General features: G+C 69.4%; 17 protein-coding genes. 11 read left to right on the plus strand and 6 right to left on the minus strand.

Annotated features, from left to right (window positions below; genetic code table 11):
• Positions 1-19: 19 nt before the first annotated feature.
• From AC07NN_RS19355 to AC07NN_RS19370, 4 genes are read left to right on the plus strand one after another with little or no spacing between them, the layout of a single operon-like run.
• Complete coding sequence (locus tag AC07NN_RS19355; RefSeq protein ID WP_494644780.1) at positions 20-1,447, plus strand: glycosyltransferase; 1,428 nt, start codon at positions 20-22, stop codon at positions 1,445-1,447.
• Between the two features lie 17 nt (positions 1,448-1,464).
• Positions 1,465-2,376, plus strand: a complete 912-nt coding sequence (locus AC07NN_RS19360; protein WP_494644781.1) for a class I SAM-dependent methyltransferase — start codon at positions 1,465-1,467, stop codon at positions 2,374-2,376.
• Between the two features lie 5 nt (positions 2,377-2,381).
• Positions 2,382-3,173 (plus strand): TrmH family RNA methyltransferase, encoded by a 792-nt coding sequence (locus AC07NN_RS19365; RefSeq protein WP_494644783.1) that lies wholly within the window; start codon positions 2,382-2,384, stop codon positions 3,171-3,173.
• A 24-nt stretch (positions 3,174-3,197) separates the two neighbouring features.
• Positions 3,198-4,055: a DUF4350 domain-containing protein gene (locus AC07NN_RS19370; RefSeq protein ID WP_494645032.1), complete on the plus strand. Its 858-nt coding sequence runs from the start codon at positions 3,198-3,200 to the stop codon at positions 4,053-4,055.
• 18 nt (positions 4,056-4,073) lie between these two features.
• On the opposite strand, the gene AC07NN_RS19375 is transcribed toward AC07NN_RS19370, so the two are convergent.
• Both AC07NN_RS19375 and hrpB read right to left on the minus strand, forming a co-directional pair.
• A complete protein-coding gene (locus AC07NN_RS19375) occupies positions 4,074-4,550 on the minus strand; it encodes a hypothetical protein (RefSeq protein ID WP_494644785.1) in 477 nt (158 codons plus the stop codon).
• A gap of 87 nt (positions 4,551-4,637) precedes the next feature.
• Entirely contained in the window at positions 4,638-7,079 is a 2,442-nt protein-coding gene (gene hrpB, locus AC07NN_RS19380; protein ID WP_494644787.1) for an ATP-dependent helicase HrpB, read from the minus strand.
• Between the two features lie 181 nt (positions 7,080-7,260).
• Between hrpB and AC07NN_RS19385 the strand changes: the two genes are divergently transcribed.
• From AC07NN_RS19385 to AC07NN_RS19405, 5 genes are all read left to right on the plus strand, one after another.
• A complete protein-coding gene (locus tag AC07NN_RS19385) occupies positions 7,261-8,844 on the plus strand; it encodes an amino acid permease (protein WP_494644789.1) in 1,584 nt (527 codons plus the stop codon).
• A gap of 82 nt (positions 8,845-8,926) precedes the next feature.
• Entirely contained in the window at positions 8,927-9,646 is a 720-nt protein-coding gene (locus AC07NN_RS19390) for an MBL fold metallo-hydrolase (protein WP_494644791.1), read from the plus strand.
• 182 nt (positions 9,647-9,828) lie between these two features.
• A complete protein-coding gene (locus AC07NN_RS19395; RefSeq protein WP_494644793.1) occupies positions 9,829-10,608 on the plus strand; it encodes a response regulator in 780 nt (259 codons plus the stop codon).
• Positions 10,605-12,035 carry an ATP-binding protein gene (locus AC07NN_RS19400; protein ID WP_494644795.1) on the plus strand — a complete coding sequence of 477 codons (1,431 nt, stop codon included), beginning with the start codon at positions 10,605-10,607 and terminating at the stop codon, positions 12,033-12,035. The genes AC07NN_RS19395 and AC07NN_RS19400 overlap by 4 nt, the downstream gene beginning before the upstream one ends.
• A gap of 127 nt (positions 12,036-12,162) precedes the next feature.
• Positions 12,163-12,957 (plus strand): EF-hand domain-containing protein, encoded by a 795-nt coding sequence (locus AC07NN_RS19405; RefSeq protein ID WP_494644798.1) that lies wholly within the window; start codon positions 12,163-12,165, stop codon positions 12,955-12,957.
• 2 nt (positions 12,958-12,959) lie between these two features.
• Here AC07NN_RS19405 and AC07NN_RS19410 read toward each other — a convergent pair whose 3' ends face one another.
• Positions 12,960-13,628 (minus strand): DUF1345 domain-containing protein, encoded by a 669-nt coding sequence (locus AC07NN_RS19410; RefSeq protein WP_494644800.1) that lies wholly within the window; start codon positions 13,626-13,628, stop codon positions 12,960-12,962.
• Between the two features lie 118 nt (positions 13,629-13,746).
• Here AC07NN_RS19410 and AC07NN_RS19415 point away from each other — a divergent pair, with 118 nt between their 5' ends.
• Entirely contained in the window at positions 13,747-13,899 is a 153-nt protein-coding gene (locus tag AC07NN_RS19415) for a hypothetical protein (RefSeq protein ID WP_494644802.1), read from the plus strand.
• A gap of 20 nt (positions 13,900-13,919) precedes the next feature.
• The gene (locus tag AC07NN_RS19420; protein ID WP_494644804.1) at positions 13,920-14,126 is read left to right on the plus strand and encodes a con-10 family general stress protein; all 207 of its coding nucleotides are present in this window, start codon (positions 13,920-13,922) and stop codon (positions 14,124-14,126) included.
• A gap of 87 nt (positions 14,127-14,213) precedes the next feature.
• Here the strand turns inward: AC07NN_RS19420 and egtB are convergent, their stop codons facing one another.
• The 3 genes from egtB to AC07NN_RS19435 form a co-directional block, all read right to left on the minus strand.
• A complete protein-coding gene (gene egtB, locus AC07NN_RS19425; RefSeq protein WP_494644806.1) occupies positions 14,214-16,376 on the minus strand; it encodes an ergothioneine biosynthesis protein EgtB in 2,163 nt (720 codons plus the stop codon).
• Positions 16,377-16,692: 316 nt separating this feature from the next.
• Positions 16,693-17,319, minus strand: a complete 627-nt coding sequence (locus AC07NN_RS19430; RefSeq protein WP_494644808.1) for a TetR/AcrR family transcriptional regulator — start codon at positions 17,317-17,319, stop codon at positions 16,693-16,695.
• A 66-nt stretch (positions 17,320-17,385) separates the two neighbouring features.
• The gene (locus AC07NN_RS19435; RefSeq protein ID WP_494644810.1) at positions 17,386-18,483 is read right to left on the minus strand and encodes an MBL fold metallo-hydrolase; all 1,098 of its coding nucleotides are present in this window, start codon (positions 18,481-18,483) and stop codon (positions 17,386-17,388) included.
• Positions 18,484-18,499: the final 16 nt, after the last annotated feature.

Here is an 18,499-nt window from a genome sequence, read left to right on the forward strand (position 1 = left end):
TTGGCGTTCAGGGGCATCCATGGCGCGGGAAGAAAGACGGCTGGAACCGGCGCTTGCGCCGGCGGGCGGACCTGTGTCCGCCGAACGGATAGCGGACCTCGCGGCGACCGCGCCGACGGACCGAGACGGGGCGCATCGCACCCTGTCGACGGCGCAGGCCGTGTTCCTGGCCCTGGCCGGGTTCTCGACGGCGGTTGGCATCGCCCTGGACCCGCACGCGGCGGTTACCGTCGTGCATCACCTGTTCTTCGCGATCTTCCTGCTAGGCGGGGCGACACGGCTGGCGGCGGCCTGCACGCCCTTGCCGCCTTCGGAACCGCCGCCGCTCGCCGATGAGGACCTGCCGACCTACACGATCATCGCCCCGCTCTATCGCGAGGCCGAGGTCGTGGCCGAGCTGGTGCAGAACCTCAGCGCCATCGACTATCCGCGCGATCGCCTGCAAGCGCTGATCGTACTGGAGACGGACGACGACGTGACACTGGCGGCGGCGCGCGCCCTGGCCTTGCCACCCTTCGTCCAGGTGCTGATCGCCCCGCCGGGGACGCCCAAGACCAAGCCGCGCGCCTGCAACCACGCGCTGGACCGGGCGCGCGGCGAGCTGGTGGTCATCTACGACGCCGAGGACATGCCCGATCCCGGACAGCTGCGCGAAGCCGCCGCCCGGTTCGCCGTCTGTGACCCGCGCATGGCCTGCCTGCAGGCGCCGCTGCGGATCGAGGATCCCGGCTTCTCGCTGTTCCTGCCGTCGCAGTTCCGGCTGGAATACGCCGCCCATTTCGAGGTGCTGTTGCCGGCCCTGGCGCGTTGGGGCCTGACCTTTCCCCTGGGCGGGACCAGCAACCACTTCAAGGCTGGCCCCTTGCGCGAGATCGGCGCGTGGGACCCGTACAATGTGACAGAGGATGCGGATGTCGGCTTCCGCCTGGCGGCGGCCGGCTACCGCCTCGGCGTCATCCAGCGTCCGACCTGGGAGACCGCGCCCACGACCTGGGGTCAGTGGCTTCCGCAACGGGCGCGCTGGATCAAGGGCCACATGCAGACCCTCGCCGTCCACGCACGCGGTCAGGTTCGCCGCCAGCCGCGCAACGCCGTGTCGTTGGTCGTCACCCTGGCCCAGTCGGTCGCCTCGTCACACCTGCACGGGCCGGTAATGGCGGTGGCGCTGACCGTGGCGCTGGTCGACTTCCTGCCGGACGCTGAAGTGCGCATCCCGATCGCGGACGTGATGCTCTACATGCTGGGCTGGGGCTCGGCGGCGATCGCGGGGGTGCGGGGCGTCATGCGCGCTGGCGGCCAAGTCCGGTCGCTACATCTGCTGGGCATGGTCTGGTACTGGCTGCTGCAGAGCGTGGCGGCGACCAAGGCCCTGCACCAGTTCGTCACCGCGCCGCACCGCTGGGACAAGACCCTGCACGCGCCGCGCTCTGGACGGCCAACACCCTAAGGCGGTATGGGCGGGCGATGGCACCGAAGATCGCTCCCGCCCCCATCGTCATGCGCACCACCGGCTGGGCGGACTACGCCCTGCTGGACAGCGGCAACGGCAAGAAGCTGGAACGCTATGGCCGCTACACGGTCGTGCGCCCCGAGCCGCAGTGCTTCTGGGCCCCGCGCCTGGACCAGAAGGTCTGGGACAACGCCGACGCGGTCTTCGATCCCAGCGACGAGGACGAGGCCGGCCGCTGGCGCTTCAAGGGCAAGCCGATCGAGAAGTTCGACCTGGCCTGGGGCGGCGCCAAGTTCCACGGCCAGTTCACGCCGTTCCGCCACCTGGCCTTCTTCCCCGAGCAGGCCGCCAACTGGGCCTGGCAGGACGAGCGCGTCCGGGCGCTCTGCGCGGGCTCGGGTCCGCAGCCCAAGATCCTCAACCTGTTCGGCTATACGGGCGTGGCCTCGCTGGTCTGCGCCGCCGCCGGCGCGGCCGTCACCCACGTGGACGCCTCCAAGAAGTCGGTCGGCTTCGCGCGCGAGAACGCCGCCTTCGCCGGCCTCGCCGAAAAGCCGATCCGCTGGATCGTCGAGGACGCCCGCAAGTTCGTGGCCCGCGAGGTCCGGCGCGGCAACAAGTACGACGGCATTATCCTGGACCCGCCGAAGTTCGGGCGCGGCGCCGATGGCGAGGTCTGGCGCCTGTTCGAGGATCTGGCCGCCCTGACCAAGGACTGCGCCGAACTGCTCAGCGACGACGCCTCGTTCCTGCTGATGAACGCCTATGCCGCCCGCGTCTCGGGCGCGGCGATGTCGGGCCTGCTGGCGCAGGAGCTGCAAGGCCGCGGCGGCGTCATCGACTGGGGCGAGCTCTCCTTGGTCGAGGAAAAAGGCGACCGCCAGATCGGCCTGTCGTTCTTCGCCCGCTGGTCTTCTGAGGGCTGAGGGACATGAACACCAAGACCGTCACCTCCCTGACCAACAACACCGTCAAGGCCGTCCGCGCCCTGCACATGCGCAAGGAACGCGAGGAGAGCGGCCTGTTCCTGGCCGAGGGCCTGAAGATCGTCATCGAGGCGATCGACTGCGGCCACGCGCCCAAGATTGTCATGTACGGTCCCGACGCCGCCGACCACCCGATGCTGAGGAAGGCCGTGGCGTCGTGCCTGAAGGCCGGCGGCGAGGTCATCGAGGTCAATCGCGAGATCCTGGAAAAGGTCTCGCGTCGCGACAACCCGCAAGCGGTCGTCGCCGTGTTCAGCCAAGTCTACACGCCGCTGTCGGCCATCGTGCCCGAGAGCGCGCCGTGCTGGGTGGCCATGCAGGCCGTCCGTGATCCCGGCAACCTCGGCACCGTCATCCGCACCGCCGACGCGGCGGGCTGCGGCGGGGTGATCCTGGTCGGCGACTGCGTCGACCCCTACTCGGTCGAGGGCGTGCGGGCGACCATGGGCTCGATCTTCGCCGTGAAGATCGCCAAGGCGAGCATCGCCGAGTTCCTGGCCTGGCGCGAGACCTGGCCCGGCAGCGTGGTCGGCACCCTGCTGACCGCCACGGTCGATCACAAGTCCGCCGACTACGTGAAGCCGTCGCTGATCCTGATGGGCAACGAGCAGCAGGGCCTGCCGCCCGAGCTGGCCGCCGCCTGCGACGTCAACGTCAAGATCCCGATGCGCGGCCGGGCCGACAGCCTGAACCTCAGCGTTGCGACGGGGATCATGATCTATACGGTGACGGGCTAGAATCCCTTCGGAGGCGTGATCGCGATGCGTTGGCTGGCCTTGTCCCTGGCGCTCATCGCAACACCCGCACTCGCCCAGCAGCAGTTCCCCGACGACAAGGCCGATGTCAGCGTCGCCGCGCCCGCCTGGGCCAAGGGCGCCGGCCCGGTTCTGGCCATCGACGCCGCGCACAAGAACTTTCACACCCTGGACGGCCGCTACGCCCCGTTCGCGGCGGTGACGCGCAACGACGGCTATCGGGTGGTCTCCAACGACAAACCCTTCAGCGCCGAGGGATTGGCCAAGGTCCAGGTGCTGGTCATGGCCAATGCGGCCCAGAACCTCACCGCCGACGAGATCGCCGCCGTCGGCGCCTGGGTCGAAGCGGGTGGCGCCCTGCTGCTGATCGCCGACCACATGCCCTTCGCCCATGCCGCCGACGGCTTGGCGCGGGCTTTTGGCTTCCAGTTCGAGAGCAGCTTCGCCTTCCTGCCCGAGCGGGGCCCCGAGCCGTTCTCCAAGGCCAACGGCCGGCTGGTCGACAGCCCCATCGCGCGCGGCGAGCCCAAGGGCTCGCCGGTCGACAGCCTCTTGGCCTTCACCGGCACGGTGCTGCACGCGCCGTCCGAGGCGACCACGATCCTGCGGCTAGGGCCGGGCTGGACGATCTACTACCCGACCGTACCGTGGAAGTTCGACGGCGTGCCCACCCGGCCGTCCGACGACAAGGACCTGCGTGGCGCGGTGCTGCAGGTCGGCAAGGGCCGGGTGGCGATGTTCAGCGAGGCGGCGATGTTCAGCGCCCAGCGCCACAGCGACGGCCGCCTGACCGGTTTCAACTCGCCGCCGGCCGTCCAGAACAAGCCGTTCCTGCTGAACGTCCTGCACTGGCTCAGCCCGTAGGACGTTCAGCGGCGGGCGCTACTCCTTGGCCGCGTCCGGAGCGACGCCGGCTTCCTTGAACAGGGCGCCCAGCTTCTCGAGATCCAGCGCCGAAGCCATGGCCTCCATGTTCTGATTGACGGCCTGATTGGTCATCAGCCCCTGCATGGCGACCTGCCCCAGCACGCCGAATGCCTGCTGGATCGACGCCATCCCTTCATACTTCAGGGCAGCGACCGTTTCCTTGCGGCAGTCGACCATCAGCAGGCGCTGGAAAAGGTCCGCGCCCTTGCGCGTGACCGCGTCATGCTGGGCCGGCGTCATCGTGACATAGCTCGCCACGTCTGGATGCGAGCCGATCGCCCCGAAGATCCACACCATCAAGTCCCGCTGGTCGGTGGCATTGGCCGAGCGGACCAAGCACTTGGACATGTCGTCCGCGAAGACGCCGGCATGGGCCAGGCTCGGCGCGCAGACGGCCGCGGCGGCGGCCAGCGAGATCAGCAAACGGCGCATCTTTTCCCCCCGATCGCGGAATCAGCTCCGCTTCGCAACCTCTAGACACATCAGTCGCAACCTTCGGGCAAGTCGGCCGGCGCCGGTTCAGGTCCCGCGCGGCTTGGCCCGCGTCGTCGGCGCGGTGTTGGCCGGGTCGTCCGGCCAGACGTGGCGCGGGTAGCGGCCCTTCATCTCGATCTTCACCTCGCGCCACGAGCCTTTCCAGAAGCCGGGCAGGTCGCGGGTGATCTGGATCGGCTTGTGGCCGGGCGACAGCAGCGACAGCACCAGCGGGACCTTGCCGCCGGCGATGCTGGGATGCTCGGTCAGGCCGAACAGCTCCTGCACGCGGATATCGATGCGCGGACCCGCCTCGGCGGCGTAGTCGATGGCCACGGTGGTGCCGGTCGGGGCCTTGAAGCGGTCCGGCAACATGGCGTCGACCTTCTGCTGCAGGTCCCAGGGGACCAACGACCGGATCGCCCCGTCCAGGCTGTTCTCGTCGACGCTGGCCAGGGACGAGCGGCCATGCAGCAGCGGCTCCAGCCATTCGTCGAGCCGCGCGATCAGGGCGGCGTCCGACATGTCCGGCCAGGCCTCGCCGTCCAGCGACCGCAGGAACGCGACCCGGCTGCGGAAGCCTTCGATCCCCGGCCCCAGGCGCAGGCCCGAGAGGCCATCGGCGCGGACCTGGTCCAGCAACGCGCCGGCGATCATCGCCGGGTCGGGGTTCTCGATCAGGCGCTCTTCCAGGACCAGCCGGCCCAGGCGCAGCAGGCGCTTGGCGCGCACCTTGCCGCCGGCGGTCTCCAGGCGGTCCTCGGCGACCATGCGGTCGGCGAAGGCCTCGCGCAGGTCGGCCTCGTCGACGGCGGCGGCCAGGAGGATGCGGTCGCGACTGTCGCCGCCGCCCAACTCGCCGACGGCCAGCCAGCTCTCGCGGGCCAGAGGATCGGTCGGCTCCAGATAGACGCCGCGCCCGCCGGCCAGTTGGAACTCGCCGGGCTTGCCGCGCGCCTTGGCCACCCGCTCGGGATAGGCCTCGGCCAGCATCAGGCCGATCTCCATTTCCCGCGCGCCCGAGCGCTTGCCGGCCGCGCGGCTCCAGCGTTCGACCAGGGCCATGGCGTCGCGACTACGGGGCGAGCGATCGCGGTGCAGGTTCTCCAAACGTCGCCGCAGGTCGACATCCTTGCTGCCGAGGCCCTGCTCGGTCAGCACGGCGGCGATCTCGGCGGCCTCGCGGGCCTGGCCCGAGGCGGCGGCGCGGACGACCATGTGGGCCAGGCGCGGCGGCAGCGGCATCTCGGCCAGGGCCTTGCCGTGCGGGGTGAGATCGCCCTGCCCGTCCAGCGCCTGGATGCGGGTCAGCAAGGTCCGCGCCTCGGCGAAGGCGGCGGCCGGCGGTGGGTCCAGGAAGGTGAGCCCCGACGGATCGCGCGAGCCCCAGCGGGCCAGGTCCAGGGCCAAGCGCGAGAGGTCCGCCTCCAGGATCTCGGGCCGCGCGAAGGCCGGCAGCGACCGGGTCTCGGGCTCGTCCCACAGGCGGTAGCAGACGCCGGGCTCGGTGCGGCCGGCGCGGCCCCGGCGCTGGTCGGCGGCGGCGCGGCTGACGCGGACGGTCTCCAGCCGGGTGATGCCCGAGGCCGGGTCGTAGCGCGGTACGCGGGCCAGGCCAGCGTCGATCACGACTCGGACGCCCTCGATGGTCAGGCTGGTCTCGGCGATCGAGGTAGCCAGCACCACTTTGCGGCGGCCAGCGGGCGCGGCGGCGATGGCGCGGTCCTGCACGGCCGGCTCCAGCGCGCCATAGAGCGGCGCCACGTCCACGTCCGGCCGGCGCAGGCGCTCATTCAACCAGCTTTCGGCGCGACGGATCTCGCCCTGGCCGGGCAGGAAGACGAGGACCGAGCCGCCCTCTTCCGCCAGCGCACGTTCGACAGCGCGACCGACGCGTTCCTCCAGCCGCTGGCGCTCGTCGCGGCCGAGGTAGCGGGTGTCGACCGGGAACATCCGCCCCTGGCTCTCGACGATCGGCGCGTCGGCCAGCAGCGACGAGATGCGGGCGCCGTCCAGGGTGGCCGACATGACCAGCAGGCGCAGGTCGTCGCGCAGCACGCTCTGGACGTCGCGGGCGAAGGCCAGGCCGAGGTCGGCGTCCAGGCTGCGCTCGTGGAACTCGTCGAACAGCACCGCGGCGACGCCGTCCAGGCCCGGGTCGTCGAGAATCATCCGCGTGAAGACGCCTTCGGTGACGACCTCGATGCGAGTCTTCACAGAAACCTTCGACTGCAGGCGGACTCGGAAACCGACCGTCTCGCCGACGGATTCGCCCAGGGTCGCGGCCATCCGCGAGGCGGCGGCCCTGGCGGCCAGGCGGCGCGGCTCCAGGACGATGATCTTGCGGCCCTCGACCCACGGCTCTTCCAAGAGCGCCAAGGGAACAGCGGTCGTCTTACCCGCCCCGGGCGGCGCGACGAGAACAGCGGTTTCCCGCTTGCTCAAGGCGCCTTTCAGCGCCGGAAGGGCCTCGAAAATGGGCAACATCGCGCCCGCTTTACCGGTCACGGCCCGTCCCGCCAAGCAGGGCTGGACTAGCTAGGCTGGCGGAGAACATTTACGCGCATCCACCGCTCGGCCTTGACCCCATGCTCATAAACGGGTCACGGTCCGCAAAATTTTCTAAAGGCGACCCCCGGGGGGGATCCTTGCCTATCCAGGAGGAACTATGTGGCGCGTAAAATCGCTTGATGCGATCTTGGCGACGGCTGAGAAAAAATCCCTTCACCGCTCGCTAGGCCCCATCCAGCTGACGCTGCTGGGTGTTGGCGCGATCATCGGCACCGGGATCTTCGTTCTGACCGCCGCCGCCGCCCAGAAGGCCGGCCCGGGCATGATGTGGTCCTTCGTGATCGCCGGCGCTGTCTGCGCCTTCGCCGCCCTCTGCTACTCCGAACTGGCCTCGATGGTGCCCGTCTCGGGCTCCGCCTACACCTACTCCTACGCCGTCATGGGCGAACTGCTGGCCTGGATGGTCGGCTGGGCCCTGATCCTGGAATACGCGGTCGCCGCCAGCGCCGTGTCGGTCGGCTGGTCCGGCTACTTCCTCGGCCTGATCGAGAACGCCCTTGGGTTCCACTGGCCTGACGCTCTGCGACACGGTCCCGCCTGGTCGATGAACGGCTTCATGCCGGTCGCCGATTTCAGCGCCGGCATCGTCAACGTTCCGGCCATCATCGTGGCCCTGGCCGTGACCGCCCTGCTGGTCATCGGCACCACCGAAAGCGCCCGCGTCAACGCCGTGCTGGTGGCCATCAAGGTCACCGCCCTGACCGTGTTCGTCGTCATGGCCCTGCCGGTCCTGAAGACCGGCAACTTCTCGCCGTTCACCCCGAACGGCTGGTTCGGCCCCACCGGCACCACCGGCATGGGCGTGGTCGGCGCCGCCGCCTCGATCTTCTTCGCCTATGTGGGCTTCGACGCCGTCTCGACGGCCGCCGAAGAAACCAAGGACCCGCAGCGCAACGTTCCGATCGGCCTGATCGGCTCTCTGGCCCTCTGCACGGTCTTCTATCTGCTGGTCGCCGCAGGCGCGATCGGCGCCATCGGCGCCCAGCCGGTGCACGGCCTGGACGGTTCGGTCGTCCAGCCGGGCTCGGCCGCCTTCACCGCCGCCTGTAACCTGGCCGCCAACAAGGAACAGCTGGTCTGCTCGAACGAGGCCCTGGCCCACGTCCTGCGCCAGATCAACTTCCCGGTCCTCGGCAACCTGCTGGGCCTGGCCGCCAACCTGGCTCTGCCCTCGGTCATCCTGATGATGATCTACGGCCAGACCCGGATCTTCTTCGTCATGGCCCGCGACGGCCTGCTGCCGCAGAGCTTCGCGACCATCCACCCGAAGTGGAAGACGCCGTACATCGTCACCATCTTCACCGGCGTCTGCGTCGCCATCGCCGCCGCCTTCTTCCCGGTGGGTCAGTTGGCCGACATCTCGAACTCGGGCACGCTGTTCGCCTTCTTCATGGTGTCGATCGCCGTGATGGTGCTGCGCGTGAAGGATCCGAGCCGTCCGCGTCCGTTCCGCACGCCGCTGGTCTGGGTCATCGCCCCGGTCGCCATGGTCGGCTGCGCGGTGCTGTACTTCAACCTGCCCTTCGAGGCGATGGCCGTGCTGCCCGTCTGGGGCGCCATCGGCCTGGTGATCTACTTCGCCTACGGCTTCCGCAAGAGCCACGTCGGCAAGGGCCTGCGCGGCGAAGTGCACGAACTGGACGACGACGCTCCGCCCACCGGTCTGCCCGGCGCGGAATGATCTTGATCTGCGGCCGATAGGCTATAGGTCGGAAAGGGCGGGCGCTTCGGCTCCCGCCCTTTTCTTTTGGAGTTCGGTTCCGATGACCCAAGGCGCCATGCCCATCGCCGCCGTGATCGCCCCGGTCACCCCGCTGCAGCAGAACTGCACGATCGTCTGGTGCACCAAGACGATGAAGGCGGCCGTCATCGATCCGGGCGGCGAAGTCGATCGCCTGCTGAAGGCCATCGCCGACAAGGGCCTGACCCTGGAGAAGATCTGGATCACCCACGGCCACATGGACCACGCCGGCGGCGCGGCCGAGCTGAAGGTTCGCACGGGCGTTCCGATCGAGGGCCCGCACGAGGACGACCAGTTCTGGATCGACCAGATCCAGCAGAGCGGCGAAATGTACGGCATACCCGAAGCCCGCATCTTCGTCAGCGACCGCTGGCTGAAGGACGGCGACACCGTCACCCTGGGCGAGACCGAGTGGGAGATCTTCCACTGCCCCGGCCACACGCCCGGCCACGTGGTGTTCTTCCATCGTGAGACCAAGTTCGCCCAGGTCGGCGACGTCCTGTTCCAGGGCTCCATCGGGCGGACGGACTTCCCGCGCGGCAATCACCAGGACCTGATCGACGCGATCACCCAGAAGCTCTGGCCGTTGGGCGACGATGTGCGGTTCGTGCCGGGCCACGGGCCGATGTCGACCTTCGGCGCCGAGCGCAGATCCAATCCGTTCGTGGGGGACCGCGTGGTCGCGGCGATGAAGACCCAGGGCGCGGGCTTCCAGATTCCGAAGAACCATTCGCCGGGCTGATTTGGGTTGAAACCGTCGGGCCCCGGCCGGCCAAGGGGGGGAGAGGCCGGCCAGGTCCCGTACGCCGAAAGTCGTCTATGGGGGACAGACGACCTCGGTGCGACACTGGATCGCACGACGGGGTTGCACGGCTGTTTCAGGCGTGAAATCTGAACGTGACGGGGGCGTGACAGGAAATTCGCATGGAAAACGTCCAGAACACCGTCCCAGGGACGATTGGCCAAGGCGACCTCGACGCTCCGCGCGGCGCCGCCCCCCGCATCCTGATCGTCGATGACGACCCGGGCATCCGCGACGTCGTCTCCGATTTCCTCGCCCGCCACGGCTATGTGGTCGAGGCCGCCCAGGACGCCCGCACCATGGAACAGGTCCTGGCGCGCGGCCCGATCGACCTGATCGTGCTGGACGTCATGCTGCCGGGCGAGGATGGCCTGGCCATCTGCCGCCGCCTGTCGTCGGCCGCCGACGGCCCGGCGATCATCATGCTGTCGGCCATGGGCGAGGACACCGACCGGATCGTCGGCCTCGAGCTCGGCGCCGACGACTATCTGCCCAAGCCCTGCAATCCGCGCGAGCTGCTGGCCCGTGTCCGCGCCGTGCTGCGCCGCCGCCAGGAGCCCCGCGCCGTCGATGACGCCATGGGCGCGGCCTGCGAGTTCGCCGGCTGGCGCCTGGACCTGGTCCGCCGCGAACTGCGCTCGCCGCAGTCGGTAGTCGTGAACCTTTCGAGCGGCGAGTTCTCGCTGCTGCGCGCCTTCGTCGAGCGCCCTCAGCGGGTGCTGACCCGCGACCAGCTGCTGGACCTGGCCCGAGGCCGCGACAGCGACGCCTATGACCGCGCCATCGACGTCCAGATCAGCCGTCTGCGTCGCAAGCTGGACGACGGCGGCGGCAGCGAGCTGATCCGCACGATCCGCAGCGAAGGCTACATGTTCACCGCCAAGGTCGTCCGCACCCCATGACCCTTCTCCGGCGCGGCGCGCCGCTGTTCGTACAGGCGCTTGGCCTGGTGATCGTCACCCTGGTGGCGGCCCAGCTGATCTCGATTGCCGTTATCTTCACCCTGCCCCCGCCGCCGCCGGAATTCTACCGGTCCAGCGAGATCGTGCGCGCCCTGAAGACCGGCGAGTCGGTGCAGCCGCGCGACGGCCGCCTGCTGGTGGTCAAGCAACGCGGTTCCATCCGGTCCCTCGGCCCCGACAGCCCCCGCCGCGCCGACTTCAAGGCCGGCATCAGCCGCGCCATCGACGTGCCGGTGAACCGCATCGAGCTGCAGATCGACAACGGTCCGCGCTTCTTCGTGCGCCGCACGCCGGTCGAGCGTCCCAAGTCCGACGCGCCGCGCAATGGCGCCGCCAACGGCGCGCCCGGTTCGCGCGAACCCTTCGCTCGCGAAGGCGGCCCTCCCGGCGGCCCTGGAGGTCCTCCCGGTGCGCGTGGCCGCGACGAGCCCCTGATCTTCGGCGACTTCAAGCTGGGGGTGCGCCAGAGCGACGGCCACTGGCTGGTGGTCGAGCCCAAGCCGACCTTCCGTTTCGACAGCTGGCAGCAGCGGATCCTGCTGATCCTGTTGCTGTCGGTGATCGCCGTGACGCCGCTGGCATGGCTGTTCGCCCGCCGTCTGGCCCAGCCGATCACCGCCTTCGCCGACGCCGCCGAGCGCCTGGGCAAGGACCCGCGCACGCCGCCGCTCAGCATCTCGGGCTCCGGCGAGGTGGTGGCCGCCGCCGCTGCCTTCAACATGATGCAGGAGCGCCTGCGCCGTTACGTCGAGGACCGCACGGCCATGGTCGGGGCCATCGCCCACGACCTGCGCACGCCGCTAACCCGGCTGAAGTTCCGCATCGAGGCCACGCCGGACGACATCCGTCCGAAACTGGCCGCTGACATCGACCAGATGGAGGCGATGATCGCCGCCACCCTGGGCTTCGTCCGCGACACCAACCGCCCGGCCGAGCGCACCAAGCTGGAACTCTCGTCCCTGCTGGAGAGCGTCATGGACGAAGCGGCCGAGACCGGCGGCGACACCACGGTCGAACGCTCCGAGAAGGTCGTCATCGAAGGCGACCCGGTCGCCTTGAAGCGTCTGGTCTCGAACCTGGTCGACAACGCCCTGAAGTACGGCAGCCGCGCCCGGGGCCGGGTCTATGCCGAGGACGGCATGGCGATCGTCGAGATCGACGACGACGGTCCGGGCATTCCGCTGGCCGAGCAAGAGCGGGTGTTCGAGCCGTTCTTCCGCGGCGAGCCTTCGCGCAATCGCGAGACGGGCGGCATCGGCCTGGGCCTGGCCGTCGTGCGCTCCCTGGCCCGCACCCACGGCGGGGACGTGACGCTGCACAATCGCACCGAAGGCGGCCTGAAAGCCTGCGTGCGCCTGCCCGCCTAGGCTGGCGATGGCGGAGATTGCGGCAAAAACCGCGCCTAATGTTGCGCGCCGGCAAGGCGCGTCTGTCCGCTGACATTTCCGGGCAAACCTGCCGGGTTTCAAAGCTTGGCCGCTTGGAGATTCCTGAATGACGTTCCGCACGCTGGGCCTGACCGCCATCGCCGCCGCCACCCTCGCCGCCTGCGCCAGCGCGCCGCCGGAAGGTCCTGGCGGGCGTGGAGGCCCGGGCGGCCCCGGTGGTGACCACGGCCCTGGCCCCATGCGCGGCCCGCAGCTGTTCATCAGCCCGGCCGGCGAGCCGTTCCGCGCTCCGCCCGGCGCGCCCTACCCCATCGCGGCCTGGTTCGAGGGCGCTGACGCCAATCACGACGGCGCGCTGAGCCGCGACGAGTTCGTCGCCGACTCCCTGCGCTTCTTCGCCGTGGTCGACACCGACCACAACGGCGTCATCGACGGGTTCGAGGTCTCGACCTACGAAACCCGCATCGCCCCCGAGATCGTCGGCGGGGTCGCGCCGGGTACGGCTCGGCGGGGTCCGATGGGGCAAGGCCCGGGCGGGGACGGTGAGGATGACATGTCCCCCCGTGGCCGCCGGCCTTCGGGCACGAACGTGCTGCAGGGCGCGGCCCTGTATGGCCTGATCGCCGAGCCGGAACCCGTCATGGCCGCCGACGGCGACTTCAACCGTCGCATCACCAAGGACGAGGCGACCAAGGCCGCCAAAGTCCGCTTCGCCCTGCTCGACACCGACAAGGACGGCGTCCTGAAGCTGGCGGAGCTGCCCCAGACCCCGGCGCAGAGCGGCCTGCGGCCTGGAGCGGGTCCGGGCGGCGGCAAGGGCGGCAAGATGGGCGGTCGGTCAGGCGGCCGGGGCGGCCCTCCCGGCGGCGGCGGTCGCCCGGGCGGCGGTCGGGGCGGCTGAGCTCAGCCGCCGACCAGGCTGGCGATGATGTTGATCCCCAGCGCCAGGATGGCGGTGTTGTAGAAATAGGCCGTGGCGGCGTGGGCCGTGACCAGGCGGCGCAGCTTGGCGGTCAGGATGCTGTTGTCCGAGACCTGGAACGTCGCGCCCACGCTGAAGGCCAGATAGGCGAAGTCCATGTAGCTGGTCGGCTGCTCGCCCGGAAACTGGATACCGCCCTTGCCCGAGCCGTCGCCGAAATGACGATGGGCGTAGTGCAGCACGAACACCGACTGCAGCAGCAGCCATGACAGGACCAGGGTCGTCCCCGCGCAGGTCGCGATGAAGCCCCTGGTGGCTGCGGCCGCGTCCTTGGCGACGATCATGGCGTCCACGACCGCCACCAGGCTGGCGACGATCGCCGCCAGCACGATCAGCAGCAAGACGGGTACGCCCTCGTCCTCCTGCGCGGCGCGGGAGCGGACCTCGGCCTCGTCGGCCTTCAAGAACAGCGCCCAGGTCGTGGCCAGATAGACGATCGCGGCGGCGTCCCAGCCCAGCAACAGATGCGATCCGCGCGGCGCGCCGAAATATCTGGCGATGCTCCAGACGAAAATTCCGGCCGCCAAACCGGCCGCCAAACGCCAGTGGGCGGTGGCGCGATCGACCATCTGCTTGGTCTTGCGGGTCATTCTCAGGCGACTCCTTGCCGGACCGCTTGTCCCTGTCCGGCGTAATTAGTGCGTTCTCACGGTGAACCGAAAGCGTCTTCGCTGGTTACTTCACCGGAACGCGCAGGAAACGACACCAGTGACCGACCCAGACGCCCCGCCGCCGCCCGAGCCTAAGCCGCCCGAGTACGAGCCCGGCGTCGTCCCCGTCGAGGAGCCCCCCACCTCGCCGCCGGTCGATCCAGGGGACGACCGTCCCTATGGCGCCGCCTCCCGTTCGTACCGCCTGTGATAGTCCCTAGGAGCCCCCACATGGACACCGATAGCGAACGTCCCCGCGGCCGTCGCGGTTTCGCCGCCATGGACCCGGAACGCCGACGCGAGATCGCCAGGAAGGGCGGAGCTAGCGTGCCCAGCGAAAAGCGCAGCTTCGCCAAGGATCGCGATCTCGCGGCGAACGCTGGACGCAAGGGCGGTTCGTCCTCGCGCGGCGGTCGCCCCGGCGAACGTATCCTCTAGACGATCGGATTTTCGAATCCAGAACGCGCCGGTCCCGAGCCTTCGGAACCGGCGCGTTTTCGCGCGTCGTGACAGCGCTGCGCCAGGTCAGGCGGTCAGCGCATAGACCGCGAAGGCCGGGTCTTCGCTGACCCAGCGCTGGACCACGGTCCAGCCGGCGCGGGTGGCGATCTTCTCGAAGGCCTCGGCCCGATACTTGTACGAGTTCTCGGTGTGGATGCTCTCGCCAGCGGCGAACCGGAAGCCGTAGTCGCCGACCATGACGATCTGGTCGCGCGTGCTTTCCAGATGCATCTCGATGCGGCTCTCGTCTGCATTCCACACCGCGCGATGCGCGAAGGCCGTCGGGTCGAAGGAACCGCCGAGCTCGCGATTGATGTGGACCAGCACATTGCGATTGAAGGCCGCCGTCACGCCCTGGGCGTCGTCATAGGCCGGGATCAGCACGGCCGGGTCCTTGGCCACGTCGGCGCCGACGATGAACAGCGAGCCCTCGCCCAGCAGGGTCCGGGCCTGGCGCAGCAGCGCCTCCGCCTCGTCGGGCGCGAAATTGCCGATCGTCGAGCCGGGGAAGAAGCCGACGGGGGTATGGCCCTTGGCGCCTTCCGGCAGGGTCATGGCCTTGGTGAAGTCATCCACCAGCGGCGCGACGGCCAGGTGCGGATAGTCCTTGCGCAGACTGGCGGCGGCCTCGTCCAGAGCAGTCGGGCTGATGTCGACCGGGGCGTAGACGGCGATCTGCGGCGCGGCGTCCAGGACGATGCGGGTCTTGGTGCTGGCCCCGCTGCCGAACTCGACCAGGGCGGCGCCCTGCGGGATGCGCGCGGCGATCTCCGGCGCGATCCGGCGCAGCAGCGCCGTCTCGGTGCGGGTCAGGTAGTATTCCGGCAGCTCACAGATCGCCTCGAACAGGCGCGAGCCCTCGGCGTCGTAAAAGTACTTGGCCGGCAAGGTCTTGGGCGTGGCCGACAGCCCCGCCACCACCTCGTTGAGGAAGCTGTCGCCGGGCATGACCTCGACCAGGCGGTCGTCGTCGGCCAGGCGCACGCCGCCGAACATCCAGCGGCTGCCGGGAGGGAAGAAGTTGCGGTAGGTCGCCCGCGTATGGCCGGGGGGCGTGGCCTCGCAGCCGCCGCGCAGCACCATCTGGCTGACCATGAACTTGCCGTTGTACTCGCCCAGCGCGCCCGGCCCTGGCTTGAAGCCCGGATAGGCCCCGTAGGCGCTGGCGGTCCACTGCCAGGTCGAGCCGTAGAGCTGGCGCAGGGCGGTCACGCCCGTAGCGGTGGCGGCAGCCTCCCACTCGGCCTCGGTCGGCAGGCGACGGCCCGCCCAGGCGGCATAGGCCGCGGCCTCGTAGTAGCTGACATGGACGACCGGCGCGTTCGGATCGACCGGATGCCGGCCGCGCAGGGTCATGGTGGTCCAGGCGCCGGCTTCGTCGCGACGCCAGTAGCCCGGAGCTTCCCAGCCCTCTTCGTTGACCCTGGCCCAGCCCTCTGAGAGCCACAGGTCGGCGCGGCCGTAGCCGCCGGCCTCGATGAAGGCCAGCCACTCGCCATTGGTCACCAGTCGATCGGACAGCCGGAACGGGGCGACATAGGTCTTGTGGCGCGGGCGCTCGTTGTCGAAGGCAAACCCCGCCTCGCAGGCGCCGATCTCGACCAGGCCGCCGGCGAAGCGGTGGAAGCGCTGCGGTCCCGCGTCGGCGCGCACCGTCGTGACGCCGGCCTGATAGGCAGGGCTGAGCGGCGACTGGGCGAAGAGATGCAGGATGTCCATCAGGATCAGCTCCTGATGCTGTTCCTCATGATTCAAGCCGAGCTCGACCCGCTCGCGGATCTCGGCCATCAGCGGGCCTGACAGCAGGCGGATCATGGCAGCGTCGACATGGGCGCGGTAGGCGCCGACCGCCTGGGCGGAGGGCCGGGTCAGCAGGCCCCGTTGTGGGCGCGGCTGACGGGGGCCGACGGCTTCGTAGTACGAATTGAACAGGTAGCCGAACGCCGCGTCATAGGCCGCGTAACCCGGCAGGAACGGCGTCAGCAGGAAGGTCTCGAAGAACCAGGTCGTATGGGCTCGGTGCCACTTGGTCGGGCTGGCGTCCGGCATGGACTGGGCCGACTGATCCTCGGGCGATAGCGGCGCGGCCAGAGCCTCGGTGCGACGACGCACCTGGCGATAGCGATCGACGAGCGCGTCGGCGGAAACCTCGGAAAGGGTCATCGCGGGCAGATCATCCGGGGTCATGAATACTCCTGCGGGACCACAGCCAGGCCTCGCTACAGCCCCAGCCACGACAACGTTCCCGGAACTTCGGTGTTCCAACCCTTCGTGACAAGCCAGGCCGCGCCGAGTTGCTGACACGCTGTGTCAGGAGCCGATCCGCAAGGCTTGAACAAATGATACCCAGATTGAGGGGTTAATTCGTGCGCGCGATGGAGGGAGAACGTTTGCAGAGGCGTCTCTCTATCGGAGGACGCCGGCTGCCCCTTACCGTCGGCGAGCCTGTCGGTCGGAGAATTGAGCAGCTCCGACCGACGACCCTCCACTTTCTCGGAAAATCTCAGTCCTGCAGCGGCGCGTCGAGCAGACCGGCGATGACCGACTGCAACACCTCGGTCGCGCGCTTGGGGCTCAGGTCCTGGTCGCGACGCAGACGGTTCCAGGCGTCGAAGCTGAGCAGCAGGTCGATGGCCTCGAACCGGATACGGTCCTTGGCGAAGTCGGCGGGCAGTTCGCGCCGCAGGATTTCGCGCGAAATCTGGACCAGCTTGACGTGATCGACCTCCAGGGCCGGCGAGTGGTGGCGGTGCACCTCCGACGCTCGCCGGAACGGCCCGATCTTCTCGTAGGCCCAGCCGCGACGCTCGACCAGTTCCAGCACCCGCTCGCGCCAGGTCACACCCTTGAAGGGCGTATGCACCAGCGCCATCAGCTCGCTCTGGATGACCGCCGACATCTCGCGATACAGGCTGTCGAGGTCCTTGAAGTGGCGGAAGACGGTGCGCAGGCCGACATCGGCGCGCGCGGCCACCAACTCGGCCGAGGGTGACGGGTCGCCGCCGTGGACCAGTTCCAGCATGGCCTGCACGATGCGGGCGCGGCTGTCCTGCGAGCGGCGGCGACGGCCGTCGGCGTCCGGAGCCTCGGCCTCGGTTTCCCGGTGAAGATGTCGCGCGGCGGCGTTCACGGCCCAGGCTCTCCCTCTCCTACCCTTTGCTTAGACCGGCCGGAGACGAACGGCCAACCCAAAACCTCAAAACTGGAACATGTTCAGTCGGTTCGACCAAAGAACCTTGTCCGAGCCGGCCGGCAGCGACGCGAAGTCACCATCCCGCCCCACCTTGATCGGCCCGCCGAAAATCTGGCGCGAGCGGCCCAGGAACGGTCCCTCCAGGGCCCGCACCGGCAGTGGCGGGATGATGTGGTAGAAGAGGATCGCCTTGGCGCCCGCCGTCTTGGCCTCGCCCGCCACGGCTTCGGGCGCGGCGTGATAGTCCAGGATGTCGTGGAAGATGCTGGCATAGTTGGCCCGACCGGCCTTCTCCGCCTCCGCCTGCTGGATGGCCACCAGGTTCGGGGCCAGGCCTTCGTGGACCAGGAGATCGACGCCCTTGGCGGCGCGGGTCAGGCGTTCCGAGGGACCGGTGTCGCCGCTGATCACCACGCTGCGCCCCTTGTATTCGAAGCGGTAGCCGACCGCCCCTTCGACAGGGTGGTGCGCGACCGGGAAGGCCCAGACCTTCAGACCGGGCTTTTCCAGCACCAGGACGTCGGGTCCGTTCAGATCGGCCGTAAAGGCGTGCGGTGCGCCGCCGAAGCCGGAAGGCGGCATCACGGCCTCGCCGTGGTGGGCGATGCGGTAGCCGCGATCCAGGGTGTAGGCGTCCTGGAAACCCTTCACGACCTGGTCCAGCCCTGCCGGCCCGTAGATCGGCAGCGGCGCATGGGTCGCGCCGCCGCCCCAGCGTTGCAGCATCAGCTCGCCCAGGTCGGCGATGTGGTCGGAGTGGTAGTGGGTGATGAAGGCCGCGCTCAGGCGCGGCGGCGGCAGGTTCATCAGCAGCAGGTTGCGCACCGAGCCAGAGCCGGAGTCGACGACGAACAGGTCCTTGCCCGCCAGCACGGCCACGCAGGGTCCCGCCCGGGTCGGATCAGGCATCGGCGCCCCCGCCCCGCAAAGGCCGACATGCAGGCCGTCCGGCAGCTCGGCGATCGGATCGGTCGCCAGCGCCTGGGCGTAGACCTTGCGCATGGCGACCAGCGCCAGGCGCTCGCGGAACAGCCAGGCCGCCCCAAGCGTCACGGCCAGTACGACGCCCACAACCCCTAGCCCGACCCAGATCTTGCGCATGTCCGCCTCCTTGACC

The organism is Caulobacter sp. GW821-FHT09H08, assembly GCF_059415885.1.

Bases quoted from the DNA above. Each gene is read 5' to 3' on its own strand.
- AC07NN_RS19360 (WP_494644781.1), top strand. From the start codon at position 1,465: ATGGCACCGAAGATCGCTCCCGCCCCCATCGTCATGCGCACCACCGGC.
- AC07NN_RS19385 (WP_494644789.1), top strand. From the start codon at position 7,261: ATGTGGCGCGTAAAATCGCTTGATGCGATCTTGGCGACGGCTGAGAAA.
- AC07NN_RS19355 (WP_494644780.1), top strand. From the start codon at position 20: ATGGCGCGGGAAGAAAGACGGCTGGAACCGGCGCTTGCGCCGGCGGGC.
- AC07NN_RS19395 (WP_494644793.1), top strand. From the start codon at position 9,829: ATGGAAAACGTCCAGAACACCGTCCCAGGGACGATTGGCCAAGGCGAC.
- AC07NN_RS19365 (WP_494644783.1), top strand. From the start codon at position 2,382: ATGAACACCAAGACCGTCACCTCCCTGACCAACAACACCGTCAAGGCC.
- AC07NN_RS19435 (WP_494644810.1), bottom strand. From the start codon at position 18,483: ATGCGCAAGATCTGGGTCGGGCTAGGGGTTGTGGGCGTCGTACTGGCC.
- hrpB (WP_494644787.1), bottom strand. From the start codon at position 7,079: ATGTTGCCCATTTTCGAGGCCCTTCCGGCGCTGAAAGGCGCCTTGAGC.
- AC07NN_RS19375 (WP_494644785.1), bottom strand. From the start codon at position 4,550: ATGCGCCGTTTGCTGATCTCGCTGGCCGCCGCCGCGGCCGTCTGCGCG.
- AC07NN_RS19410 (WP_494644800.1), bottom strand. From the start codon at position 13,628: ATGACCCGCAAGACCAAGCAGATGGTCGATCGCGCCACCGCCCACTGG.
- AC07NN_RS19420 (WP_494644804.1), top strand. From the start codon at position 13,920: ATGGACACCGATAGCGAACGTCCCCGCGGCCGTCGCGGTTTCGCCGCC.
- AC07NN_RS19390 (WP_494644791.1), top strand. From the start codon at position 8,927: ATGACCCAAGGCGCCATGCCCATCGCCGCCGTGATCGCCCCGGTCACC.
- AC07NN_RS19405 (WP_494644798.1), top strand. From the start codon at position 12,163: ATGACGTTCCGCACGCTGGGCCTGACCGCCATCGCCGCCGCCACCCTC.
- AC07NN_RS19400 (WP_494644795.1), top strand. From the start codon at position 10,605: ATGACCCTTCTCCGGCGCGGCGCGCCGCTGTTCGTACAGGCGCTTGGC.
- egtB (WP_494644806.1), bottom strand. From the start codon at position 16,376: ATGACCCCGGATGATCTGCCCGCGATGACCCTTTCCGAGGTTTCCGCC.
- AC07NN_RS19370 (WP_494645032.1), top strand. From the start codon at position 3,198: ATGCGTTGGCTGGCCTTGTCCCTGGCGCTCATCGCAACACCCGCACTC.